Origin of the sequence: Caballeronia sp. PC1 (assembly GCF_021353155.1) — a bacterium.
Classification (GTDB): domain Bacteria; phylum Pseudomonadota; class Gammaproteobacteria; order Burkholderiales; family Burkholderiaceae; genus Caballeronia; species Caballeronia cordobensis.
Genome location: NZ_JAJUBH010000001.1, coordinates 310,386 through 335,469 on the forward strand (window position 1 = coordinate 310,386; position 25,084 = coordinate 335,469).

22 protein-coding genes and 2 tRNA genes are annotated in these 25,084 nt (G+C 59.5%); 16 read left to right on the forward strand and 8 right to left on the reverse strand.

What is annotated here, in order from left to right; translation table 11 throughout:
- Positions 1–132: 132 nt before the first annotated feature.
- Together efp and earP are read right to left on the reverse strand one after the other, a co-directional pair.
- Complete coding sequence (gene efp / locus LY284_RS01485) at positions 133–690, reverse strand: elongation factor P (RefSeq protein WP_014191944.1); 558 nt, start codon at positions 688–690, stop codon at positions 133–135.
- A 174-nt stretch (positions 691–864) separates the two neighbouring features.
- Entirely contained in the window at positions 865–2,031 is a 1,167-nt protein-coding gene (gene earP, locus LY284_RS01490; RefSeq protein ID WP_050878298.1) for an elongation factor P maturation arginine rhamnosyltransferase EarP, read from the reverse strand.
- 108 nt (positions 2,032–2,139) lie between these two features.
- Between earP and uvrC the strand changes: the two genes are divergently transcribed.
- The 5 genes from uvrC (at position 2,140) to LY284_RS01515 (ending at position 7,561) form a co-directional block, all read left to right on the forward strand.
- Positions 2,140–4,272 (forward strand): excinuclease ABC subunit UvrC, encoded by a 2,133-nt coding sequence (gene uvrC / locus LY284_RS01495; protein ID WP_014191942.1) that lies wholly within the window; start codon positions 2,140–2,142, stop codon positions 4,270–4,272.
- Between the two features lie 110 nt (positions 4,273–4,382).
- On the forward strand, positions 4,383–4,979 hold the full coding sequence (gene pgsA, locus LY284_RS01500; protein WP_041730547.1) for a CDP-diacylglycerol--glycerol-3-phosphate 3-phosphatidyltransferase: 597 nt from the start codon (positions 4,383–4,385) through the stop codon (positions 4,977–4,979).
- Positions 4,980–5,152: 173 nt separating this feature from the next.
- Positions 5,153–5,228: transfer RNA gene (locus tag LY284_RS01505), tRNA-Gly, on the forward strand.
- Between the two features lie 87 nt (positions 5,229–5,315).
- Positions 5,316–5,391: transfer RNA gene (locus tag LY284_RS01510), tRNA-Gly, on the forward strand.
- A gap of 226 nt (positions 5,392–5,617) precedes the next feature.
- Positions 5,618–7,561: an integrase arm-type DNA-binding domain-containing protein gene (locus tag LY284_RS01515; protein ID WP_023103875.1), complete on the forward strand. Its 1,944-nt coding sequence runs from the start codon at positions 5,618–5,620 to the stop codon at positions 7,559–7,561.
- A 37-nt stretch (positions 7,562–7,598) separates the two neighbouring features.
- On the opposite strand, the gene LY284_RS01520 is transcribed toward LY284_RS01515, so the two are convergent.
- Both LY284_RS01520 and LY284_RS01525 read right to left on the reverse strand, forming a co-directional pair.
- Positions 7,599–8,567: a Dyp-type peroxidase gene (locus LY284_RS01520; RefSeq protein WP_020924940.1), complete on the reverse strand. Its 969-nt coding sequence runs from the start codon at positions 8,565–8,567 to the stop codon at positions 7,599–7,601.
- 118 nt (positions 8,568–8,685) lie between these two features.
- Positions 8,686–9,339 carry a substrate-binding domain-containing protein gene (locus LY284_RS01525; protein WP_023106332.1) on the reverse strand — a complete coding sequence of 218 codons (654 nt, stop codon included), beginning with the start codon at positions 9,337–9,339 and terminating at the stop codon, positions 8,686–8,688.
- Positions 9,340–9,458: 119 nt separating this feature from the next.
- Between LY284_RS01525 and LY284_RS01530 the strand changes: the two genes are divergently transcribed.
- Positions 9,459–9,752 (forward strand): helix-turn-helix domain-containing protein, encoded by a 294-nt coding sequence (locus LY284_RS01530; RefSeq protein ID WP_009459591.1) that lies wholly within the window; start codon positions 9,459–9,461, stop codon positions 9,750–9,752.
- A gap of 22 nt (positions 9,753–9,774) precedes the next feature.
- On the opposite strand, the gene LY284_RS01535 is transcribed toward LY284_RS01530, so the two are convergent.
- From LY284_RS01535 to LY284_RS01545, 3 genes are all read right to left on the reverse strand, one after another.
- On the reverse strand, positions 9,775–10,665 hold the full coding sequence (locus tag LY284_RS01535) for a LysR family transcriptional regulator (protein ID WP_023103878.1): 891 nt from the start codon (positions 10,663–10,665) through the stop codon (positions 9,775–9,777).
- 484 nt (positions 10,666–11,149) lie between these two features.
- Positions 11,150–12,316, reverse strand: coding sequence for a glutathione-independent formaldehyde dehydrogenase (locus LY284_RS01540; RefSeq protein WP_020924942.1), 1,167 nt, complete (start codon positions 12,314–12,316; stop codon positions 11,150–11,152).
- 514 nt (positions 12,317–12,830) lie between these two features.
- Positions 12,831–13,772, reverse strand: a complete 942-nt coding sequence (locus LY284_RS01545) for a LysR family transcriptional regulator (RefSeq protein WP_028698648.1) — start codon at positions 13,770–13,772, stop codon at positions 12,831–12,833.
- A 448-nt stretch (positions 13,773–14,220) separates the two neighbouring features.
- On the opposite strand from LY284_RS01545, the gene LY284_RS01550 reads away from it, so the two are divergent.
- The 3 genes from LY284_RS01550 (at position 14,221) to uvrB (ending at position 18,237) form a co-directional block, all read left to right on the forward strand.
- Positions 14,221–15,201 carry an IS5-like element ISPa26 family transposase gene (locus tag LY284_RS01550; RefSeq protein WP_024086516.1) on the forward strand — a complete coding sequence of 327 codons (981 nt, stop codon included), beginning with the start codon at positions 14,221–14,223 and terminating at the stop codon, positions 15,199–15,201.
- A 252-nt stretch (positions 15,202–15,453) separates the two neighbouring features.
- Complete coding sequence (locus LY284_RS01555; protein ID WP_023835768.1) at positions 15,454–15,885, forward strand: DUF488 family protein; 432 nt, start codon at positions 15,454–15,456, stop codon at positions 15,883–15,885.
- Positions 15,886–16,260: 375 nt separating this feature from the next.
- Complete coding sequence (gene uvrB, locus LY284_RS01560; protein ID WP_028690943.1) at positions 16,261–18,237, forward strand: excinuclease ABC subunit UvrB; 1,977 nt, start codon at positions 16,261–16,263, stop codon at positions 18,235–18,237.
- 150 nt (positions 18,238–18,387) lie between these two features.
- Here uvrB and LY284_RS01565 read toward each other — a convergent pair whose 3' ends face one another.
- Positions 18,388–19,293: a LysR family transcriptional regulator gene (locus LY284_RS01565; protein ID WP_023103881.1), complete on the reverse strand. Its 906-nt coding sequence runs from the start codon at positions 19,291–19,293 to the stop codon at positions 18,388–18,390.
- A gap of 154 nt (positions 19,294–19,447) precedes the next feature.
- Between LY284_RS01565 and LY284_RS01570 the strand changes: the two genes are divergently transcribed.
- From LY284_RS01570 to LY284_RS01600, 7 genes are all read left to right on the forward strand, one after another.
- Complete coding sequence (locus LY284_RS01570) at positions 19,448–19,855, forward strand: ketosteroid isomerase-related protein (protein WP_023103882.1); 408 nt, start codon at positions 19,448–19,450, stop codon at positions 19,853–19,855.
- A gap of 1 nt (position 19,856) precedes the next feature.
- The gene (locus LY284_RS01575) at positions 19,857–20,465 is read left to right on the forward strand and encodes a GNAT family N-acetyltransferase (protein ID WP_028690944.1); all 609 of its coding nucleotides are present in this window, start codon (positions 19,857–19,859) and stop codon (positions 20,463–20,465) included.
- Positions 20,462–21,352 carry a carbon-nitrogen hydrolase family protein gene (locus tag LY284_RS01580; RefSeq protein WP_028690945.1) on the forward strand — a complete coding sequence of 297 codons (891 nt, stop codon included), beginning with the start codon at positions 20,462–20,464 and terminating at the stop codon, positions 21,350–21,352. The genes LY284_RS01575 and LY284_RS01580 overlap by 4 nt, the downstream gene beginning before the upstream one ends.
- A gap of 282 nt (positions 21,353–21,634) precedes the next feature.
- A complete protein-coding gene (gene frmR, locus LY284_RS01585; RefSeq protein ID WP_028690946.1) occupies positions 21,635–21,910 on the forward strand; it encodes a formaldehyde-responsive transcriptional repressor FrmR in 276 nt (91 codons plus the stop codon).
- A 59-nt stretch (positions 21,911–21,969) separates the two neighbouring features.
- Positions 21,970–23,079, forward strand: a complete 1,110-nt coding sequence (locus LY284_RS01590) for an S-(hydroxymethyl)glutathione dehydrogenase/class III alcohol dehydrogenase (protein WP_011871467.1) — start codon at positions 21,970–21,972, stop codon at positions 23,077–23,079.
- Positions 23,080–23,122: 43 nt separating this feature from the next.
- The gene (locus LY284_RS01595) at positions 23,123–23,521 is read left to right on the forward strand and encodes a VOC family protein (protein ID WP_023103885.1); all 399 of its coding nucleotides are present in this window, start codon (positions 23,123–23,125) and stop codon (positions 23,519–23,521) included.
- 182 nt (positions 23,522–23,703) lie between these two features.
- Positions 23,704–25,038, forward strand: coding sequence for a DUF3422 family protein (locus LY284_RS01600; RefSeq protein WP_023464791.1), 1,335 nt, complete (start codon positions 23,704–23,706; stop codon positions 25,036–25,038).
- Positions 25,039–25,084: the final 46 nt, after the last annotated feature.

The following is a 25,084-nucleotide window of genomic DNA, read 5'->3' on the forward strand; positions in this document are numbered from 1 at the left end:
AAGCGGTAAAGTTTGCCTGAAATTGTCAAAAAATTCATGCAAAAGAAAAAGCGCCCGCGAAGGGGCGCTTTTCCTGAAACCAGACGGCGGTGCTTACATGGCCGCCTGGCTTACGAGCCTGACGCGTACGACTTACGCGCGGCTGCGATATTCGTTCGTGCGGGTGTCGATTTCGATCTTGTCGCCGATGTTGCAGAAGAGCGGCACTTGCAGTTCGAAACCGGTGTTCAGCTTGGCGGTCTTGAGCACCTTGCCCGATGACGTGTCGCCCTTCACCGCGGGTTCCGTGTAGATGATTTCGCGGACCAGCGTGGTCGGCAGTTCGACCGAGATGGCCTTCTCGTTGTAGAACACGACTTCGCACGACATGCCGTCTTCGAGGTAGTGGAGGGCGTCGCCCATCATTTCCGCTTCCACTTCGAACTGGTTGTAGTCGGCGTCCATGAAGACGTACATCGGGTCGGCGAAGTACGAGTACGACACTTCCTTGCGGTCGAGCACGACCACGTCGAACTTGTCGTCCGCCTTGTACACCGTTTCCATGCCGGCGTTCGTCAGCAGGTTCTTGAACTTCATCTTCACGACCGCGGCGTTGCGGCCCGACTTGTTGTACTCGGCGCGCTGCACGACCATGGCATCGTTGCCGATCATGACGACGTTGCCGACGCGGAGTTCTTGTGCGGTCTTCATAAAACTGGGTCCTGTACGAATGGATTTGGCTGAATGCCTGAATGAATGGCTAACGGGAAGTCACTTCCGGCTGACGTGAGCAGCACTCGCTTCCTCGGATAACCGCTTATTTTAACTGAGTTTTTGCTTATTTGGCCAGTCGCGTGGCCGGACCGGAAGGCGGCGGCGCGCGCGTCATCCGGCCCTGCGCGCGGCCACGTGCGCGACGAGGTTGCCCGCCAGATCGCCGACGCCGGCCAGCTCGTCGGCCCACTGCGCGGCGCGCGCGTCGAGCGCCGCCCGATGCCGCCAGAAATCGGCCCAGTCGGGCACGCCCGCGCCGTTCCACGCGTGCCAGAAGCGCGTGACCGCGTCGCGGGCGGCGGGATCGAGGGCGCTCGTGTAGTGGGCGAGGGCGGCGTCGAGCTTCGGCAGATGCGCGTCGTCGGACTGAGGATAGATGTGCCAGACGAACGGTTTCTTCGTCCATTGCGCGCGCACGAAGGAATCCTCGCCGCGCACGAAATTGATGTCGGCGGCCCAGAGCAATTCGTCGAAGCGCGGTTGTTCGACGAAGCCGAGCGCATGCGCTTGCAGCGCGCCCGCGCGCGCGGTCGTGCCCGCCGTGAACGCCGGCACGCCGAAGAAGCGCGCCAGCGCGCCCGAAATGCGGCCTTCCGGAACCAGCAGCACGACCGGCGCGGCGCCGTCGCGCCATTGCGCGAGCAGGGCATCGACGGCAGGGTTTTCATAGGCAAACAGCGACACGACGGTCTTGTCCGTGCCGGGGCGTTCGATACCTACGCGTTCCTGCCACCACGCCTGCGCGTCGAAGCGCGCGCGCCGGGCGTCGAGATCGCGTTCTTTCAGCACGCCGCCCGTGCCCGTGCCGAGTCCGGGAAAGAAAAAACTCTTCTCGAGCGGATAGCGCGGGTGCGGCGACGGCCGCATGTGGAAATCCGCGACCCAGTTCTCGCCGCTCAGATATTCGAGGTTGACCCAGACGGGCTTCGGCGCGCGGCGCGCCATCGCGGCGACATACGCATGCGGCAGCTCGCACGCGAACGCTTCAATCACGACATCGGCGATGGCAAGCGTGTCGCCCGCGTGCGCCGGTTCGCGCCAGTGCTCGATGACGATGCCCTGCGCCTCTTGCCGGTCGAGGGTCGCATCGACTTCGGGGCAGAGCGCATGGAAAACCGCGAGATCGTCGACGAAAAGCCGCACGCGCCAGCCGTGCTCGGCGCGCAATTGCCGCGCGAGACGCCAGCACACGCCGATATCGCCGAAGTTGTCGACGACCGCGCAGAAGATGTCGCACGCAAGGTCCGGGGCAGTCGTGGCGTCGGGGTGCGAAATCATGAGGACGAAGGCGCGCGGCGTAATGTTCTAAACTGGCGATTCTAGAATACTGTCCGCGGCGCATGCTGGTGCGCCCGTACCGTCCCCGCATCCTCGCGACTTCGCTGCATGACTGATTCCGCCGCACACGAACCCGCTTCCGATCTGCGTAAATCGGACAAGCCGGACCATCCGGAACCCGCGGACTTCGATCCGAAAAAGACGCTCGCGCAACTGCCGCATCTGCCCGGCGTCTATCGCTATTACGACGGCGAGGGCAACGTGCTCTACGTCGGCAAGGCGCGCAACCTGAAGAAGCGCGTGTCGAGCTATTTCACGAAGACCCTGCATTCGCCGCGCATCGCGATGATGGTCACGCGCATCCGCAAGATCGAGACGACCGTCACGCGCTCGGAAGCCGAAGCGCTGCTGCTCGAAAACAATCTGATCAAGGCGCTCGCGCCGCGCTACAACATTCTCTTTCGCGACGACAAGTCGTATCCGCTGCTCAAGCTCACCGGCCACAAGTTTCCGCGCATGGCGTATTACCGCGGCGCGGTCGACAAGAAGAATCAGTACTTCGGGCCGTTTCCGAGCGCGTGGGCGGTGCGCGAGAGCATTCAGATCTTGCAGCGCGTGTTCCAGTTGCGCACCTGCGAAGATTCGGTGTTCAGCAACCGCACGCGGCCGTGTCTCCTGCATCAGATCGGGCGCTGCACCGCCCCGTGCACGGGGCTCATCAGCGAGGAGGATTACGCGCGCGACGTGTCGAACGCGTCGCGCTTTTTGCTCGGCCGGCAGGGCGAAGTGATGAAGGAGCTCGAACAGAAGATGCACGCATTCGCGGCCGATCTGAAGTTCGAGCAGGCTGCGGCCGTGCGCAATCAGATGAGCTCGCTCGCGACCGTGCTGCATCAGCAGGCGATCGAAGTGGGCAGCGAGAGCGACGTCGATATCCTCGCGGTCGTCGCGCTCGGCGGCAAGATCTGCGTGAATCTCGCGATGGTGCGCGGCGGCCGGCATCTGGGCGACAAGGCGTATTTCCCGGCGCACGTCGAAAGCGCGATGGCGCTCGGCGATGAAGACGAAGCGGGCCTGGAAGACGACGAGATCGTCGAAGCGGCGCCGGCCGCGCTCGTCGATGTGCCGTCCGCCGCCGACGACGCTGAAGGTGAAGCCGAATCCGAAGCCGGTTCCGCGGAGCCCCGCGAAGGCGCGCTCGAATCCGAAGTGCTCGAAGCGTTCATGGCGCAGCATTACATCGGCAATCGCGTGCCGCCGGTGCTGGTCGTGAGTCATGCGCCGTCGAGCCGCCAGCTCGTCGATCTGCTGATCGAGCAGGCGGGGCACAAGGTGACGCTGCTGCGTCAGCCGCAAGGGCAAAAGCGCGCGTGGCTGTCGATGGCCGAGAACAACGCGAAGCTCGCGCTCGCGCGTCTTTTGTCGGAGCAGGGCTCGCAGCAGGCGCGCACGCGCTCGCTCGCCGAGACGCTTTCCATGGAAATGGACGACCTCGCGGCATTGCGCATCGAATGCTTCGACATCAGTCACACGATGGGCGAAGCGACTCAGGCCTCGTGCGTCGTGTATCACCATCACAAGATGCAGTCGGGCGAGTACCGGCGCTACAACATCACCGGCATCACGCCCGGCGACGACTACGCGGCGATGCGCCAGGTGCTCACGCGCCGCTACGAGAAGATGGTCGCGCAGGCCGCCGCGAACGCGAACGACGAAGCCACGACGCTGCAACCCGACGATGCCGCCGATCCCAACGTCACGCCCGACGCCGCGACGGCCGTGGCCGCGGGCGGCACGCTGCCGAACATCGTGCTGATCGATGGCGGCAAGGGTCAGGTCGAGATCGCGCGGCAGGTATTTTCCGAGCTCGGGCTGGATCACGGCATGCTGGTTGGAGTCGCGAAGGGGGAAGGGCGCAAGGTCGGGCTCGAAACGCTCGTGTTTGCCGACGGCCGGTCCGCGCTGGAGCTCGGCAAGGAAAGCGCGGCGCTGATGCTGGTCGCGCAGATCCGCGACGAGGCGCACCGCTTCGCCATCACCGGCATGCGCGCGAAGCGGGCGAAGACCCGGCAGACGTCGAGGCTGGAGGAACTGGAGGGCGTCGGCGCCAAGCGAAGGCAAAAGCTCCTGTCGCGTTTCGGCGGGCTGCGCGGCGTGCAGGCGGCGAGCGTCGAGGATCTGGCGAGCGTCGAAGGTATTTCGCTTGCGCTCGCGCAGCAGATTTATCGTCAGTTACATTGAGCAGGACCGGCTCGCCGGCTGGCGCGCCGCGCGATCCGCGCGCCTTGTGAGCGCCGGATCGACGCGGCACAATGGCGGCTCCCTTACATGTCCTTCAACCGCTTTCGCCCATGCCGTTCAATCTACCGATCTTCCTGACGTGGCTGCGAATCGTGCTGATTCCGCTCGTCGTGGGCGTGTTCTATTTGCCGGACATGATGATGAGCCCGGAGCATCGCAATCTGCTCGGCATGCTCATCTTCGTGCTCGCCGCGCTCACCGATTGGTTCGACGGCTTTCTCGCGCGCAAGCTCGATCAGACGTCCGCGTTCGGCGCGTTCCTCGATCCCGTCGCCGACAAGCTGATGGTCACCGCCGCGCTCCTCGTGCTCGTGCAACTGGGACGCCTGAACGCGGTGATCGCGCTCATCATCGTCGGGCGGGAAATCACGATTTCCGCGCTGCGCGAATGGATGGCGCAGATCGGCGCGTCCAAGAGCGTCGCGGTGAATCAGCTCGGCAAGTTCAAGACCGTGTGCCAGATGGTCGCCATTCCGATGCTGCTGTTCTACGGACCGCTCAGGATCACCGGCGTGCAATGGGTCATCGATACGCGCGTGTGGGGCTTGTGGCTCATCTACGTCGCGGCGTTCCTGACCGTCTGGTCGATGTTCTACTACATGAAGCTCGCGTGGCCGCAGATTCGCGAGCGTGGCGGCATGCTGTGAGGTTTGTGCGAACACGCGCATCGTAAGAATCTGCGCCTGCGGCAAAAGTCGCCGCAAAATTCCTCTCACAAAACTGTTGACAGCCTTCTTTGCCTTCTACATAATCTCGTTTCTCTGATGCACGGCGCGACGCAGCAAGCGAAGCAGCAGCAGAAGAGTTCGGTAGCAAATCTGCGGGAGTAGCTCAGTTGGTAGAGCGCAACCTTGCCAAGGTTGAGGTCGCGAGTTCGAGACTCGTCTCCCGCTCCAGATTTTTAAGGTTACGGTGTGATCGGCGCTAATTGGCTCAGCGTTACGAAACATCGGGAACTGGCAGTATCAGCGTCGCAGGATAGTGCGGGAGTAGCTCAGTTGGTAGAGCGCAACCTTGCCAAGGTTGAGGTCGCGAGTTCGAGACTCGTTTCCCGCTCCAAATTTTGATCCACAGACTTCTACTGGGGTCTGTAGGTCATTGAAAAAAGGAGCTTCGGCTCCTTTTTTCATTCCAGCGAGTGCCACGGAAATCCACCCACAGCTACCGTTTTTGAGTGACCAAATAAGGCACAAGAATACGGGTGGGTCGGCTACCGGATAGTTGCTGGGGCTGAGCGGGGACCATGACGAGCATAGGGCCTAAGTCATTACTTAGGAGTCTCGAAATGGCGCTCTCTGATCTGACCGTCCGGCAGGCGAAGACCACCGGAAAACGCTACACCCTCTCCGACAACGACTGCCTGGGCCTGATGGTCTCAGCCGCAGGCGGCAAGTCATGGCAATTCCGCTACTACTGGCTGGGCAAGCAAAAGCGCCTGTGCCTGGGCGGCTATCCTGCTCTCAGCCTGCGCGAGGCCCGGATCGAGCGAGACAAGGCCCAGGCCCTGCTCGCCAGGGGGATCGATCCTCAGGTCGAGCGCGACCAGAAACGGCACGCGGCCAAGCTGGCGGGCGAATACACCTTCAAGACCGTCTTCGATGCCTGGGTCGAGCATCGCCGCAAGGAACTCAAGGAAGGCCGTCAAAGCACGCTGTCGCAGATCCTGCGCATCTTCAACAAGGACGTGTTGCCCACCCTGGGAAGAATGTCGATCTACGACATTCGCCGCCCCCAACTCCTGGGCGTCTTGGCGGCGATCGAGAAACGCAAGGCGTTCACCACCGCCGAGAAGGTCCGCACCTGGTTCAACCAGTTGTTCCGCTATGCCCTGGTCATTGCCGAGGGGTTGGAAGTCAACCCGGCCGCCGACCTGGACGTGGTGGCAGAGCCCAAGCCCCCCGTAGCCCACAATCCCTACCTGCACCTGCCCGAGATGCCCGAGTTCCTCCAGAAGCTCCGGCTCTACAACCCCCGTGGCTGGCAGACCCAGCTTGGCGTCCGGCTGCTGTTCCTGACCGGGGTGCGCACCGGCGAACTGCGATTGGCCGAACCCGAACAGTTCGACCTCGACAGGGGCTTGTGGATCATCCCACCGCAGATCGTCAAGCAGCTCCAGGATGAAATGCGCAAGGCAGGGAAGCGGCCGCAGGATGTGCCCCCCTATATCGTGCCGCTATCCCTGCAGGCCATCGAGATCGTGCGCTATCTCCTGGGGGTGATGCGGCCGGCGCAGAAGTACTTGCTGTCACACCGCAGCGAACTCAAGAAGCGCATCAGCGAGAACACCCTCAACAAGGCCGTGCAGCTCATGGGCTATGAGGGGCGCCTGACCGGCCACGGCATCCGCGGCACTATCTCGACGGCGCTCAACGAGATTGGCTACCCGAAGATTTGGGTGGACGCGCAGCTTTCCCATTCCGACCCCAACAAGGTGAGTTCGTCCTACAACCACGCCAAGTACGTTGAGCCGCGCCGTCGGATGATGCAGGACTGGGCCGATCGGCTCGACCTGCTCGAACAGGGCGAAGTGGAAGCCGCGAGCGCGCATCTGACCATCCGTATCGACGGGGCGCCGGCGATGGCAGAAGTGGAGGAAGCGGTGGATGCGACCCTCGCGATGGCCGAGCCCACTCCTCCCGGCGTCCCGCCCGTCGTGGCCACGCCTATTGTCGTAACCCCGAGCAGCGGCGGCATCACGTTCCAGCGGCTGTCTCAGGTACCGCCGCCTCCGACGCATGCCCCAGAGCCGGAAGTGTCCGCGATCCAGCGCGAGCGCGAGGAAATGCTGACCATCTACGAGTCTCCAAGCAGCTTGCCGGTCCCGCTGTTCGGCAAGCTGGCCGGAAAGTCCAAGGACCAGATCAACCGCGAACTGAAAGCGGGCAAGTTGCTGTCCATCAGTTTGGGCAATCGGGGGCAGCGTGTTCCCGATTGGCAACTGGTGCCGCTCAAGCACAAGCTGGCCCAGGTGCTCATGAACCAGTGCCCGCACGCGGATTCGTGGGATCTGTACCGCATGCTGACCCAGCCGCACCCTGACCTGGGGGACCGCGCGGCCATTGATGCGGTCACGCCGACCAACGTACCGGCGATCATCCAGGTCATCATGGGCGACTACCAGCACTATGCGGATATGCCCGAGGCCATTGCCCCGTACCCCATCCCCGAGGATGTGCGGCAAAGCGTTCGTCGGCTGGTGGATAGCGCAGTAGTTCTAGACGGAGCATAGGGCTCTCAAACCTTGCAGGGGCCTTGCGGCCCCTGCATTACGCTTGCACCGCCTCCACGAGTTCGCTCAGCGTGCGCGGTGCGGGAGCGAAGAACACGGCGCCGGTGTGCGCCGTCGAGAAATCGAGCAGGCGGTCGTGCATGCCTGGCGGATCGCCGAGGAACATGCGCTCCAGCATCTTCTGCGTCACCCACAGATGCCTGGAGTAGCCGATGAAGTAGGTGCCATATTCGCCCTGGCCGGGGCGGCCGAAGGGCATGTTGTCGCGCAGGATGTCGTGCTCGGTGCCGTCGTCGTCCACGATCGTGGCGAGGGTCTTGTGCGATTTCTGGCCGCTCGTCGCGTCGGGCAATTCGACATTGCTGACGATCTCCCGGCCGATGATCCGCTCTTGCTCGTCCTTGGCGAGCCGAGCCCACGGCTGCATTTGGTGCAGATACTTCTGCACCACCAAGTAGCTGCCGCCGGCGAACGCCTGATCTTCACTGCCGACCAGCGTCGAGGCGCCGATGTCGTGCCCGGTCGGGTTGGCCGTGCCATCGACAAAGCCAAGCAGGTCGCGGGAGTCGAAGTAGCGAAAACCGACCACCTCGTCGGCCACCGTCACGCTGCTGCCCAGTTGGTCCAGCAGCAGGCGCTCGAATTCAAAACAGAGGTCCTCGCGTTCGGCACGGATGTGAAAGAACAGGTCGCCGGGCGTGGCAGGCGCGGTGTGCTTGGCACCCTCGATGGGCACGAAGGGCCGTAGTTCCTTCGGGCGCTTCCCGGTCTGGAAACGGTCCCATAGCGCCGATCCCAGTGCAGTGATGCACGACAGCCGGCCGTTGAGATCGCGGAAGCCCACCGTTTTGATCAGGTCGTCCAGCCCGTCCAAGACGCCGGCGACCGCCTGAAGGGCCTCGTGGCCCTCGGCGACCGTCAACGTGAGAAACACCGCCGCGCGCGACAGCGGCGCATCGATGCTTTGCGAGTCAATTGGTACTCGATCCCAACCACTTCCAACCATTCGTGCCTCCAAAGACCATGTTAATTCATCATATTGCCAGAGATGGAAGCGCTATCACTGGCGCGCTAACAGGCGCGTGCCGCTGCAATTACCCGCACGCAGCCTCGGCGAGAGCGGGCTATGGGGTATTCGAGCAAGCCGCCCTGTCCCTGGCAACCAGCATTGCCCTGTGCTCGAACCGCTCAGAAACAACATTGGCTCGTCCGTGGGGTCGCTGCAGGTATGTCACGATCTCGTAGGGGCCGTCTGAAAGCGGTCGCATAGTGATCCCCCACGCATGGGCACGCTCAATGCGCGATTGCGCGGAGAGCCCCACTCCGTAGCCAGCGGTCACCCAAAGCGCCATCATCTCGAACGAAGTCACGTGCTGAATGCTCTGCTGGCTCAACGGAAGAAAGGACAGTCGCTGATCCAGCAGTAGGCAAGCCTCCGCCGGCCAGCGAAACACCGGATAGTCCAGAAGCTCGGCAAGCGTGATCTTCGCCTGGGCAACTAAGGGGGACCCCAGCGGCACTGCAACAGCCACGTTCTCCACCCAGAGCGGTTGGCTTTTCACAGCCGGAGCACCAGCGTTCCGAAGCGTCATTCCAGCGTCGTAGCGGCCTTCCTCAAGGCCCGTCAACAGATCATCGGCTGAGGTCTCAAAGAACGTGATGGTGACTTCTGGTTCCTCCGCGCGCTGTAGGGCAAGAAGCGTTGTGAGGCAAGAGGATGGCACTCCGGGCGCGATAGCAAGCCTGAAATGGGAAAACTGGCTGGTGGCGTCATGCATGAGGGCCCCCAATAAGCGATCTGTCCAGAAAGGCAAACCAGCGTTTCAGGAAAGAGTGAAGTTTAACGTCGTTATCTTTAACGTGGTTAATTGTGGCAGATTGTTTGACGCTTCTGCTAATGCAGAAATCAACAATTCAGCCAGGCCGTCCTTCTGGCACATCGACGTATGAATCCGAGTCGGCGTTAGCCTTCGGACAGGCCGTGCGCGCTGCGCGCGTCGCTCAAGGAGTCGCGCAAGACGAGTTCGCATCTCGGGCAAGCATTTCGCGTTCTCACATGGGTAAGATCGAGCGTGGTGAGCACGTGCCCACGCTTCCGCTCATACTGAAAATTTCTACGGCACTTGGAATAAGCGCGGCTGACCTGATGACGGCGACCGAACGCAATCTGCGTGCCGACACTGATCCCTGAGTGTCTAGCCTGCCAGGCTCCGTCAACCGTCCGAAGAGTCGCGAAGGCGAACGATAAATCGCTCCACCGAAGCCGATAAATTGCCGCCGTCCGGCCGAAGCAGGTAGGTGGTGATCACGGCAGAATCCATCGCCAAGGGGCGGATCACCACATCCGGCCGTTGGGAGATGGGAATCTTGGTCGCCGTCATGAAGCCGATGCCGTAGCCGGCGCCGACCAACGTGAGCATCATGTCCAGCGAGGACACTTCCTCGACAACATTCAGCTTGTGCTCCAACGTGTTGAGCAGCCGCTTGAGTTCGCGGCAATAGCCCTCGCATACCTGCGGGTCGCACAGGACAAGTGGATGGCCTTGAAGTTCTTGAAGTGGCACCTCCTTGTAGGTGAGCAATGAGTGACGAGCTGGCACCGCAATCACCAGCGGGTCGTGCCAGATTGGTTCGGCAGCGATACCGTCGCCGACATCGCCCGTGTGCGCGAACCCGATCATGAAGTCGCCCGAACGCAAGCCACGCACTTGCTCTGCCAGAGGCACTTCTGACAAGCGTATTTCGATCTCCGGCTCCTCGGCGCGGCAACGAGCCAGAAATGCCGACAGCCGTGGATCGATAGCCCCATCTGATACAGCGATGCGCAGGCTACCGCGCAAGCCCGATGCCACAGCCTTGGCATTTTCACGAGCCTGTTCCAGCACTGTGAATAGACGGCGAACATCTTGCAAGAAGACCGCGCCCGCCGCCGTTAGAACTGTTCCTCGTCGGTTTCGGTCGAAGAGCACTACGCCCAACTCGTCCTCAAGTTCCTTGATGGCTCGTGATAGCGGTGGTTGTTCGATATGCAGGCGCTCAGCCGCCCGCGTGAAATGTAGCTCCTCAGCAAGAACTACGAAGCAGCGAAGATGGCGCAGCTCCATAGGCCACCCTCCCGTTCCGACTTATCCAACACTGTGCTATCTCCCTATAGAAGTGACTGCCATTCTGGCGGCGGCGAGTTCGGCCACATCATTGGAAACTTCTGGCTGAATGAGCCAGGGCTGGGTTGACCGTGCGATGGCCCGAGGCAGGCACAACACTAGGCGAGCCTGATCAAGTCCGTGGGGTGATAAGGATCAGACGAAGGCTATCTCCAGCCACGCACGTCAATGGATGCCGTGCATCGTCCCCGTCTGACCCTTGGCCGATTGCGAACCAAGCGCTTGAACACGCTTGCGGTTGATCATCACCTGCGGATTGCTGAGGCTCTGCTCCTGGTCCGAGCCAAGGCAAGTACCCTGGGGCAGACGGCAAATGCCGGCGAAAATATTCGCCGGCTCCAGTTGCTGCCCGGAGACTGGCGGGACCAGAATGCCTCTCACCAGAAAGTGTGAGACATCCTGATGCTTAGCCCGCGCCGGATGCTTAATGCCGCACTGAACCATGCGGGTCGATGACGTACTTGTATGCAGAACCCGCGTCGAACTCTTTGTACGCGGCGGGCGCGTCTTCGAGCTTGATGAACTTAGTGTTCATCATCGGCGAAAGGTAAGGCATGCGATCGTTCAGTATCGCCCGCATTAACGCGTGGTTGTAGTTGGCCGTCGGAGATTGACCAGCCGACATTCGCGGCGACTTGATCCAGGCGTTGGACCATTCCAGATCCATATGGCCTTTCTTGGCTTTCGGGTCTTTCGAGATCGGGTTTGCGCAGTACACACCGACCGTACTGGTCATTCCGCCGAAGCGGACATATTTGAGCATTGCGTTGGTAACAGCGCTCTCCACGATCTTGTCAGCCTCCGCGCCAAACCCGCGGCAGTCCACACCAACATAGTCGATGACGCGATCCACCTCCCTGTGCCCGGTAATGCGTTCGAGATGCTCCTCGATCGGCACGCCGTCGGAAAGGTTGATGGTTTCCACGCCGTGTGGCTTGAGAAGGTCCAGCCGCTCTTGAATGTAATCGGCAACGATGATGGCGCCTGCACCCAGAAGTCTGGCGCAGGCGGCACCCGCTCTGCCGACCGGCCCGGCACCGAAGATCAGGATGTTTTCGCCGACGACGTAGGCCGGCGCGGCTGGCCAGTCTGGGCCAGCGAACCCATGGAAAGCTGTGGGTAATACGTCAGAGAGAAGGGTCAGGTCGCGGATTTTTTCCATGGCGGCATCCTTGTCAGGGAAGCGAAGGAGATTGAAATCCGCATACGGTACGAAGAGATAATCACCTTGCCCCCCCGTCCAGCCACCGAGGTTGAACCCGTAGGCTCCGCAGTCGATTTCGGGGTTGGTGTTCTCGCATACATCGGAGCGCATATGCTTGCAGTTGTAGCAACGCCCACACCCCACATTGAAGGGAACGGAAACGATGTCGCCCTTCTTCACGACTTCGACGTCTGATCCCACTTCGATCACTTCGCCGGTCATTTCATGGCCCATGGTCATTCCCTTGGGAACAGCAAACGAACCGCGATAAATGTGAAGGTCGCTGCCACAGATATTTGTGGTAACTATTTTGAGGATAGCGCCATGGGGTGCGCTTTTCCCTTGAGGGGTTATCAGCTCTGGAAATTTGAAGGTGTTGACCTTCATTTCCAAGGGCTTCTCGAAAGTCACGATTCGGTTACCGGTCGGAGTCATTTCGTCACCTCTGTGCGTTAATGTTTCCATCTTCTAAATCGAAGTGGGAAACGAAATTTACCGCTGTCAAGAAGAACGATCGTGGTACTGCCTAGCCGTTGGCCGCGTCTCCTTCTGCGGTCTTGACAGCATCGGATCAAGCTCAGAAGTGGTCAAACTGGAATAATCTATGTACAGATAGGCACGATCTATCTACGCGGGATCGTCGAGCCGTGCTCGTCTCCTAGCCGGGAGAGGGCAACGATCATCGCTACATCGCGCCTCCTAGCTTGATCTAGGAACAGTCAGCTCGACCCAGCGAGACATGAGGAGGCCGCATGCAGCAGGTACTCCTGTCCCCCGAGTTGCCCCTGGACCTAGTGGCCTTCGATGGGTTGCTCAGCACGTGGCGCCTGTTAGCGGCGCACACGGCATGCCTGCAATCTTCGCCTGGTTGAAGCAATACAGAGTTGCTCTTCAAGACTCGCTATTTCAGGGGGCTTTGAGATGAGTCTGCTTTGGGCTGGAACCGACGATGGATCGATATAACGGATTGAAGAGTGGCGGCGAGTTCGGGGGTGTGCACCATTTCGAGCAATGCACGCGATGACGGTGCCTCGAACGCATTTTTCCCAGCAACGAATCCGACATTTGAGTGCGACATTGGTCCATTGATTGCGATTGCGTGGAGATTTGGAATGTGCGCGAGTTGGCCGGCGAGAGATTGCGGAAGAACTGCCGAATATTTTCCTGTCGCCACGTGTGCCGATAGCACGTCAATTGAATCAGTGCGAATAGTCTGCGCGGTACATTGCATCAGCCTATCTTGAATGGGTTCAGGTACTGCCGAGTTCAGCACGCAGAGTTGTCTATTGAGAACATGGTCCCACGTTGTGCTTCGGGGTTGCTGTGTTCTCGCGGCGTGAAAAAGGAAAATGCGTTCACGGTACAGAAGGTGAGTATCGAAGTCTTCCCCTGGGATATCCTCCAAATGCATGAGTGCGATATCCAAATTGTTTTCTCGAATCGCCTGTAGCAGGGAAGAAGCGCCGGAAACCAGAACTGATTGTTGAAGTAAGGGTGTTTTTTCAGCAAGGGCGATGCTTAATGTGGGCGCTACACCGGCAGTTCCTGGGAGTATCCCTAGCCGGAATTGCCCCTCTATACCTCGCCGTAGTGCGGAGAGTTCTCGCTCCAGCCCTTTGCAGTCGTCATACATCTGCTGAGCCCAAGACAGTACGCGCATCCCTTCAGAAGTGAGGCCGTCATAGCGTCGGCCATGACGCACGATCTCGACACCCATGTCTTCCTCCAATTGCTTAATGCCCGCGGAGAGTGTCGGCTGAGAAACATTGCAGCTTTTGGCCGCGTTGCCAAAATGGCCTTCACGGTGCAAAGCAAGCAAGTATTCAAAGTTTCTTACGATCATATATTTTCTTCTGATAAAGTTGATTAGATTTTATACTTTCACGAAAAACCCTGCGCACGCTTCGATCCGCGTCCAACCTTGGGCACGTAGCTGGCACGCATGAAAGGCTGCCGCGCGCAGTGCCCATACAGTAGGTTCGACTCGTCATCGACGGTCAGCACCACAACGCACGGGACAGCCAATAGCGCGAACACAGGTGCTTTGCGCTGTGGGCGAGTCGTCCTCATGTAGCTTAGCAGTTGGCGCGTTCTGGAAGGGAGTAAGCGTGAGTGGTGAGGCACGCAACCGCAAAAGGCGGTGCTAAGCTCTTGAGCTGTTCGGGTCGTGGCCGTTGAAGCGGGGAGAGAATGGAGCCTGCCATGGCCGTTGTGGCGCAGCTGGGGAAATCCTGAAAAAAACTTCCTGATTTGGCAAAATCCCCGGACACCAATCGCCGAGCTTTTCGATGATGAAACAAATGACCTTCGCCGATGCCGAGTACGCCGGTAAGCGCAAGCAGACCCGCAAGGAGCTGTTCCTGATAGAGATGGATCGGGTCGTACCCTGGGAGGGTTTGATTGCTCTGATCAAACCTCATTACCCAAAGGGCGAAGGGGGCCGTCCAGCCTATCCGCTGATGGCGATGCTGCGGATTCATCTAATGCAGAACTGGTTCGGTTACAGCGATCCGGCGATGGAAGAGGCGCTGTACGAGACGACGATCCTGCGCCAGTTTTCCGGTCTGAGCCTGGAGCGAATCCCGGATGAAACCACCATCCTCAACTTCCGTCGCCTGCTGGAAAAGCATGAGTTGGCCACCGGTATTCTCGGCGTGATCAATGGCTATTTGGGCGACCGTGGCTTGTCACTGCGACAAGGCACCATCGTCGATGCCACTCTGATTCATGCGCCCAGTTCGACCAAGAACAAGGACGGCAAACGCGACCCGGAAATGCATCAGACCAAGAAGGGCAACCAGTATTACTTCGGTGCCAAAGCTCACATTGGTGTCGACGATGAGTCCGGGCTTGTGCACAGCGTGGTGGTCACTGCGGCCAACGTCGCGGACGTAACCCAAGTCGACAAACTGCTGCACGGTGGTGAGAACGTGGTCTGCGCTGATGCGGGCTATACCGGTGTAGAGAAGCGTGAAGAGCATGAGGGGCGCCAAGTCATCTGGCAGATTGCAGCCCGGCGCAGCACTTACAAAAAGCACGGTAACCGCAGCGCGTTATACAAAGCGATACGTAAGATCGAAAGAGCCAAGGCCCAGGTTCGCTCCAAGGTTGAGCATCCATTTCGGGTGATCAAGCGCCAGTTTGGTTATACGAAAGTGCGCTTCCGAGGCTTGGTGAAAAACACTGCTCAGATGGTGACGCTGTTCGCCCTGTCGAACATTTGGATGGCGCGTCGACATTTGCTCTCCAATGCAGGAGAGGTGCGTCCGTGAAGAGTGAAGTGACTGCTGCGAGGTGCTTGCAGCGGCAAAAAAGGCTGAAATAGACGGCAGGTTTGACCGGGATTTGAGCGGCTACCGTTTTTTGAAAGTGTCGATGGCGAAGTAGCCGGAAAACAGGGGCTACTTCAGACCATCCCTAGTACACCATGCCCCCAGCGTTTCCTTAGCTGCGATTGACGGGCATGCCTGGCGGTAGCTCAATAACAGCCATTTATGGATGAAGGAACGAGGGGAATAAGGCAGATGAAGATATTCACGATTGGATTCACTAAGACCTCCGCGCGGTCCTTCTTCACCAAGTTAAGTGCTTCTGGTGCCAAGCGCCTTGTCGATGTTCGCCTGAATAATGTTTCGCAATTGGCCGGGTTCGCTAAACGCGAGGATCTTCGATATTTTTCCGAGGCGTTGTGTGGGATGGAATATGAACATCTACCAGCACTTGCTCCAACCAAAGACATGTTCGAGGAATATAAAATAAAAGGGGGAGATTGGGATATCTACGCCAGTAAATTTCTGGATTTAATGTCGTCCCGAAAGATTGAGTCAATCGATAAAGAAAAGATTGATAACAGTTGCCTGCTTTGCAGCGAAGACAAGCCCCATCACTGCCATCGGAGGCTAGTGGCCGAGTACCTTGCAGGCAAATGGCCGAATGTTGAGATCGTGCATCTTTAGAGGGGCGACGTAGCTCCACGTTTCCAACGCCTCGTCTGGAGGGCTGAGAGAGACAAAGGCGCGTATCGGCGGGAGCCGGCGCCACACATTGGGCGTACAGAGCAACCTCGCCCGCCACGGCTCGATGTCAGCGCTCAACGAGGCGAGTGGCTCCAGGTGCATTGGCAGACGGGCCGCTGGCTGACGTCGTGGCGATCGGCGGATATGCACTGGGAAGCCCGCCCATGTGTTGGGCTATCATGTTGGCGACGCCTACGCCCAGGTGGGGCGCGGCAGGATCGCCGTCATTTACACCCCAGTTTGGTACTGCTATAGGTCTTCTGGAATAGCCGATACATCAGGACAAATTGAAGTAGCTCAATTAGGAGATATCTAATGTCAACCGGTATGTTTATTCTGCACTCCAACTATACGCCGGCGGGGGACCAGCCAGAGGCGATCGCGCGGCTGCTGTCGGACATAGAAGAAGGTGCGACGCACCAGACGCTGAAAGGTATCACCGGCTCAGGTAAGACCTTCACCATGGCCAATGTGATTCATCGTCTGAAGCGGCCCACGTTGATCTTGGCTCCCAACAAGACGTTGACCGCGCAGCTCTATAGTGAAATGAAGCACTTCTTTCCTGAGAATGCGGTCGAGTACTTCGTTTCGTATTACGACTATTTTCAGCCCGAGATCTATATGCCGGGCACCGATCGTTTCATACCGAAGGACTCGGCCATCAATGACCACCTTGAGCGCCTGCGCCTGTCCACGACCAAATCCTTGATTGAGCGTCGTGACGTGATCGTCGTCGCTTCGGTGTCTTCAATCTACGGCCTGGGTGATCCAGATGCATATCGAGCGCTACAGATCGCTCTGTCCCCTGGGGTCAAACTAAACCAGAGAGAGCTAATTCGTCGCTTGGCTTTGCTGCAATATGATCGCACGGAGCGTACGCTCAAGCGTGCAACGTTCCGCGTCCAAGGTGATGTGATTGACATTTTCCCCGCTGATTCCGAGTACAGGGCGGTTCGGGTGGAACTGTTGGATGACACTGTTGCGTCTGTCCAATGGATGGACCCTGTTACTGGCAAGACGTTGGGAGAGATAGACCATTATTTGGTTTCGCCAAAAACGCTTTTCGCACCGCCCACGAACAAAATAGATTCTGCATCCAAAAAGATACTCGCTGATATGGAAGAGCGGGTTGCCGAGCTGAACAGGAATAATCGCTTGGTCGAGGCAAACAGACTGTACGAGCGGATCACGCATGACGTGGAAATGATGCGCGAGGTCGGCTATTGCTCGGGGATGGAGAATTATTCCTGCTACTTCAGCGACCGAGACGCAGCTTCTCCTCCGATCACGTTGCTGGATTATTTGCCGAAAGACGGGCTGCTGTTCGTCGATGAATCTCATGTCATGGTGCCACAGATATCCGCAATGTACCGGGGGGATCAGGCGCGCAAGGACACGCTGATCGATTACGGGTTCCGTTTGCCTTCATCGAAGAACAACCGGCCATTGAACTTTGACGAGTTCGAGAAGGTCAAGCCTCAGACCATCTTTGTTTCCGCTACTCCGGGCGACTACGAGCTGAGGGTGTCGAAAGGCAGGGTTGTCGAACAGGTTATCAGGCCAACGGGACTGCTTGACCCCAAGGTTGAAGTGCGGAAAGCGGATGGATACATAGATGACCTGCTTGCCGAAATATCGAAGTGCGTGAAGAGAAAGAATCGAGTGCTTGTGACTACGCTGACGAAGGTCAGTGCAGAAGAGCTAACGGATTTCTTGACGGACAACGGGATTCGAGCGCGCTACATGCATTCGGACATAAAAGCGGAGGATCGTGTTGAGATCATCAATGGCCTGCGCGCAGGAGAGTTCGATGTTTTGATTGGGATTAGTCTTTTGCGCGAAGGGCTGGATATTCCAGAGGCATCATTGGTTGCCATTCTCGATGCAGACCGTGCAGGGTTCTTGCGTTCGGCCCATGCGCTCATTCAGATGATCGGTCGAGTCGCTCGGAATGAAAACGGCAAGGCGATCTTGTACGCCGACGCGGTGACGCCGGCGATGAAGCAGGCGATCGATGAGACCAATAGGCGCAGGCAGCTTCAAATTGCCTTTAACGAGGAAAATGGGATTTCTCCAGCCTCGTCTGTGCGAAAACTAGCAGGGGAAGAGACGAATACGGAGGAGCCCACCGTTCATTCCGAGGCTTTCTGCGAGAACTTGTCCGACCTTTGCGATCAGATCACTGCCAAGGAACAGCAGCTACTCGAATTTACCGATACCGGTGACGAGCAGCGCGTCGAAGACATTCGTCATCAGTTGGATGGGTTGTACCGGCAATTCATTTACATCTAATCGTTCGCCGGCATTGAGTTGCATGGCCGACCGATCTGCACCTGGGGCAAGCGGGCAGACGGTCGGCTCATCATTCAACCGGAGGGGTGAGCCGCCGAGGCTCAGTGCCCCGCTTTCCAAGGTGTGTGCCCTACAGCGTCTTGCGACGTGTCAGCGCAAAGCTGGCAACGATCCAACGGCGACCAGCATTTCATCAAATACCGCTCGAACCCTTCCCGGAATGGGGCCACGCTGAGGCCGATAGACGTACAACCCCCATGCCGGAGGTTCTTCGTTCTCCAGCACTCGCACGAGCTTCCCGCTGGCAATGTAGGGGGCGGCCATGTAGTCCGCCAGTTGCGCGAACGCGATCCCGGCCAGCGCCGCTCCCATTTCCATGTCGGCATTGTCTGCGACGAGAGTGGGTGCGGTAGGTGTCCACTGGCGTCCCGCCTTGAAGTGCCAAGGCCAGGGACGGCCGGTATTGATATCCAAGGCCACGGTAACTGGCAGGCTGCTTAGCGCATCGATGTTTGCAGGTACGCCCACTTTCTTGATCAGGCGCGGAGCGGCAACGATGGGGAGTCTCATGTCGGCGGCCTTGCGTGCGACGAAGCGGCTATCGCGCATGAATCCGACCCTGATCCCGACGTCAATCCCTTCGTCAACCGTATTGCTGATGCGATCGGACAGGCGCACATCCAGCGTGATGCCGGGATGGCGCGCGGCCACGCGCTCCAGTGCCGGTAGCACCGCTCTGGTGCCCAAGCTGTGCGGTGCGGTGATGCGAACCGTACCGGACAGAGAGGCCTGCTGGTCGGAGCCAGGCGTTCGCCACAGATCCTCGAACCGCTCCAATGCGGGGCGCACTTGGTCTAGCAGCCCTTCGCCGAAGGCGGTGATGCGCACCTGGCGCGTGCTTCGATGAAACAACACCTCGCCGTAGTGTTGCTCCAGTTGCTGGATGGCACGGGTTACACCTTGCGGAGAAGTCCCCAGCCGGACGGCCGCATCGCGAAAACTGCTGCTTTCGGCCGCCACCCGAAAGATGCGCAGTAGTTCCATTTCCTTGTTCATGACGCACGCCTTATGGCCGATTTCGCTGCTCGTTGATTGTTCCAGATTGTGGAATTATAAAATCGCAACAATTCCATATACAAGGGAGGCGCGGTTGCCCAGACTGACAACACCCCGGAATGCTCCGCTCCGAACAACCCAATAAGGAACGCGAATGAACGCTGCGACTCTCATCACTGCCTACTACGACGCCTTCAACCGCGGTGACCGCGAGGCCATGCTGTCAATGTTGACCGATGACGTCGCGCACGACTTGAACCAGGGCGCTCGTGAGGTCGGTCGCGAAGCCTTCCGCGCCTTCCTGCAGCGCATGGACCGCTGCTATGGCGAGCAACTGCGCGGGATCGTGGTGATGGTCAGCGCCGACGGCCTGTGTGCAGGCGCGGAGTACGTGGTGCATGGCGAATACAAGGTCACGGACGACGGGCTGCCGGAAGCCCAGGGCCAGCGCTACGTGCTGCCGGGCGGCGCGTTCTTCGAGATCCGCGATGGCAAGATCGCTCGTGTCACCAACTACTACAACCTCGGCGACTGGATCGCACAGGTTGGAGGGGACGCCTGAAATGACCAGCGACGTGCAGGTGCTGGTTCATCGTGGTCCGGACATTGCCGAATGGTTCGATGCCGTGGCAGGCCTGCGGGCGAGCGTCTTCCGCAGCTTTCCTTACCTGTACGAGGGCGACACCGAATACGAGAAGCACTACCTCGCTATGTACGCCCGTTCGGCAGACAGCCTGCTGGTACTCGCGCTCGCTGATGACGTGGTCGTGGGTGCGTCCACGGGATTGCCGCTCGGCGATGCGGAGCCGGCCTTCCAGGTGCCGTTCGCCGATCGAGGAATCCCGATGGAGGCAGTGTTTTACTGCGGCGAATCAGTCCTGCTCCCGGCCTTCCGGGGCCTTGGCCTGGGCCATCGCTTCTTTGACGAACGCGAAGCGCATGCCCGTTCGTTGGGCGGCATGCAGTGGACATCGTTCGCGTCGGTGGATCGAGCAGACGACGATCCCCGGCGTCCTTCCAACTACCGCAGTAATGATCCCTTCTGGATCCGTCGTGGCTACGTGCGGCAGTCGGACATGAAGGTTACGCTGCCCTGGAAACAGGTGGGTGAGCCGAGCGAAACCGAGCAGACGCTCACGATGTGGCTGCGCTCCCTGGAGAACGCGAAATGAAAGTAGCAGTTGCGAAATACGCAGTGGGTCAGCCCACGGGCTTCGAGGCATTCGCAGCGCGGCAGCGGCGGGTTCTGGAGGAGGCGAGCCGTGCCGGAGCGGAACTGGCCGTGTTGCCAGAATATCTGTCCCTCGAACTGGCTGCGATGTTCGAGCCTGGCATCCGCCAGGATTTCAACGCCTCGCTGGCCGCGCTGCAGGCCTTGCAGCCTGCGTGGCTGGCCCTGTACACCGACCTGGCGCGCGAGCTGCGCATGACCATTCAGGCCGGTACGTTCTTGACCCGGGTTGGACCGGATCGCTATCGCAACCGGGCGTGGTGGTTTGCGCCGGACGGCACGCGTGACTACCAGGACAAATTGCAGTTGACGGGGTTCGAGAAAGACACTGGCGTCATCGAGGGGGGCGACGAACTCAAAGTGTTCGACCTGAATGGCGTGCGTGCCGGCATCGCTGTCTGCTACGACAGTGAGTTTCCATTGCCCGTGCGAGCCCAGCGAGAGGCGGGTGCACGCCTGCTGTTGGTCCCGAGCTGTACGGACACGAGGGCAGGTGCAACCCGGGTTCGTGTGGGCTGCATGGCGCGGGCACTGGAGAACCGGATGTTCGTCGCACAGGCCGTGACGACCGGAGCTGCTGACTGGAGTCCGGCGCTGGACACGAACACTGGCGAGGCCACGATCTATGCACCCATGGATCGTGGATTCCCCGAGGATGGCATTCTCGCGACTACTTGCGGCACGCAGACATGGGCGATCGGTGATCTTGACGTTGAAGCACTCGAACGAAACCAAGAACAGGCCCAGGTTGCGGTCGATCGTGACTGGGACGGACAGATGTTGCCTGCACTGCGGAAAGCTCGACACTCGGGTCATCAGGTCGCCTAGCCGGTCTCATCTTGATAGCTTCAACTCGATGAGTCGGCTTAGATAGGTCATATCTATCTGCGCATAGATTTTTCCAGTTTGACCAGTTTTGAACTTGCCCCGATGCTGTCGATACATGCAAGAAATATTCATTGATTTGAATGTTTTGCGCTTCTTGGGAACAAACCTGTACTAGCCTGTAAGAGTGCTCGAAGAGCACAGAATTTGTGGCAAAGTTCGGCCGCATATACTATGGGGGAGTATTGTATAATGCGGCGGTGTACCCAAGTAGAGAGGTGTTCGATGCCACACAGTCCGGAAGAAAAGAAGCAAGCACTGACGCGCATCCGGCGCATCAAAGGTCAGGTAGCGACTCTTGAGCAAACGCTTGATGCAGGTGCGGAATGCCCTGCAATTCTTCAGCAGCTTGCGGCCGTTCGTGGGGCAGTCAACGGATTGATGGCAACCGTTCTGGAGAGCTATCTGCGGGAAGAATTTCCCAGTAGCGAAATCAGGAGCGATTCGCAGAACAAGTCCATTGACGAGACCATCTCTATCGTCCGCTCCTATCTGCGATAGAGGCACCAGGGTGCCCTCGGTGAGGGCAAATTTAGTTAGCTAGTAAAGGAAGCGACATCATGAAATCACGTGCAGCAGTTGCCTTCGGGCCAGGAAAGCCGCTGGAAATCGTCGAGATCGACGTCGAGCCGCCGCGCAAGGGCGAGGTGCTCATCAAGATCACGAATACCGGCGTTTGCCATACCGACGCCTTCACCCTGTCGGGCGACGACCCCGAAGGTCTCTTCCCGGTCGTGCTGGGTCATGAAGGTGCGGGTATCGTCGTGGAGGTGGGTGAAGGTGTGACCAGCGTGAAGCCTGGCGATCACGTCATTCCGCTCTACACCGCCGAATGCGGCGAGTGCCTGTTCTGCAAGTCCGGCAAGACCAACCTGTGTGTCGCGGTTCGCGCAACCCAGGGCAAGGGGCTGATGCCCGATGGTACGACTCGCTTCTCGTACAACGGTCAGCCGCTTTACCACTACATGGGCTGCTCGACCTTCAGCGAATACACGGTCGTCGCCGAAGTCTCGCTGGCCAAGATCAACCCGGACGCCAACCCCGAGCACGTCTGCCTGCTGGGCTGCGGCGTGACCACCGGCATCGGCGCCGTGCACAACACGGCCAAGGTACAGCCCGGCGACTCGGTGGCCATCTTCGGCCTCGGCGGCATCGGTCTCGCTGCGATTCAAGGTGCACGCCAGGCCAAAGCGGGCCGCATCATCGCCATCGATACCAATCCGGCGAAGTTCGAACTGGCTCGTACCTTCGGCGCGACCGAATGTCTCAACCCGAAGGACTTCGACAAGCCGATTCACGAGGTTCTGATCGAGATGACTGGCTGGGGTGTCGATCACACCTTCGAGTGCATCGGCAACGTCAACGTGATGCGTTCGGCTCTGGAAGCTGCCCACCGCGGCTGGGGCCAGTCGATCGTCATCGGCGTCGCCGGGGCCGGCAAGGAAATCTCGACCCGTCCGTTCCAGTTGGTCACCGGCCGGACCTGGAAGGGGTCGGCTTTCGGCGGGGTCAAGGGGCGCACCCAACTCCCGGGCATGGTGGAAGACGCAATGAAAGGCGAGATCGATCTCGCCCCGTTCGTCACTCACACCATGGGTCTCGACGAGATCAACCACGCCTTCGACCTGATGCATGAAGGCAAGTCGATTCGCACGGTGATCCACTACTGATCACTCACTATCCATTCAACACCAACCACCAAGGAAATTAACCATGTCCAATCCTGTCATTTCCGGCGACGGCATCTTCTCGCACGTCTTCATCGGCGCCGCCGACGTCCAGAAGTCGGCCGCGTTCTATGACGCCGCTCTGGGTGCTCTCGGCATCAAGAACCTCGGTCCTTTCGGCAACGGATGGGTGCTTTTCGGTCGCGAAAAGCCGGCTTTCATCATCGCCCGTCCGGGCAATGGTGAAGCGCCTTCCAGCAACGGCGTGACGGTCGGCTTTGCGGCCGCCACTCCCGCCGAAGTGGATGCCTTCCACGCCGCCGGCCTTGCCGCAGGCGGCACCGACGAGGGCCAGCCTGGCCCGCGTGGCCACCTGCCGGGTGCCTATGCGGCCTACCTGCGTGATCCGGCGGGCAACAAGGTTTGCTCGTACACCTTCGTCTGAAAGCTAGGAAGCTGAGGGCGTTCTGAAAGGGCCAGCACAAGCCTCTACACGGCGAGCCTATTAGACGGACCGTGTAGAGCGGTGCCCGCTCATGAAGATCGGCCCGCAGCCATGTGCGAAACGCATGGCTGCGGGCATTTGCTTTGAAGCGTGTTTTTCAACCAAGAAGAAATGAGGTCGTTATGAAAGAGCCGGCCAACATCAATACGACGACCGTACAACCCACCCCGACCGCCACCGTGTACGGCATGCCGGCCTATACCGATCGTGCTGCCGCCGTGGGTGAAGTGCACGCGCGCCCGCATCTCTTGATTCAGGCCCCCCGCGGCATATTGCAGCTCGCTTTCATGACCGAAGGCGACCAGGCCAGGGATCAGATGGCGATGAGCGAGTTGTCTCATCGCTTCGGCGTTGCCGAACCCGACCATACTACGCCGCTCCACGGCGTGACATGGGATGAAGGAGACCTGCACTGCGAAAAGCACACCGAGTTCTCGACGTATCTCTGGTGCGCTTCGCTGGATTCCGAGACGGGAGAGCCGTGCGGCGAAAATCCGTTCAAGCATGGATTTGTTCCTCCCGGCCCGGTCGTATCCGGCATCCGTTTGAGACTTCTTCCGTGGACGCCGGAAACGGAGAAGGAGGTCGATCGCTTCGATCCTGCCAGCCTGTGCTACTCGCTGGTGGAGAACGGCTCTGCCGCCATCCTGACCGACTTTCGACAGGATGAGGATGGCCTGACGCAGATCCTCGTCCTGGCCCGCGATTTGACCCCGGCGCGGGCGGGTGCGCTGGCTCAACGTCTGCTGGAGATCGAGACTTACCGCACCTTGGCGTTGCTGTCCCTGCCGTTGACACGATCGATGACGTCGGAACTGCGACGCATGGAGTCGCGCCTTGCGGCGATCACCGACGAGATGTGTACGAGCTTGGTGGAACGGCGCGACAGCGACGTGCTGCTGTCCGAATTGACCGGCCTGGCTGCCGAGCTGGAAGCTGGCGTTGCGGCGAATCTCTATCGCTTCGGCGCCAGCCGTGCCTACTACGAGATCGTCGAGGAAAGGCTGGCAGCGCTTTCGGAAGAGGCCGTATCCGGGTACTGCACCTGGGCGGATTTCCTGCAGCGTCGCATCGCTCCCGCCATGCGGACATGCCAATCCGTAAAGGAGCGCCAGACCAAGCTCTCCGACAAGCTGACCCGGGCCATCGCGTTGCTGCGTTCCTGGATCGACGTCGAGCTTGAACGCCAGAACCGCGATCTGCTTGCGTCGATGAACAACCGGGCCAAGATGCAATTGCGCCTTCAGCAAACCGTCGAAGGCCTGTCGGTCGCGGCAATTTCTTATTACGTCGTGAGTCTTCTCGGCTATTTGCTCAAGGGCATTCCGATGGTTCACGACAGCGTGGCGCCGGTGATGGCGGTTCTGGTGCCTGCGGTGATGCTGACGATCTGGTGGATCGTGCGCAGGATCAGACACGCCCACGGCGACACGGCAGCGGAAGAGAAATCTTCCTGACGAGCTGCCGTCCTGGCGCGCGAGAGCTGCGCCGTTCCTTTGAACA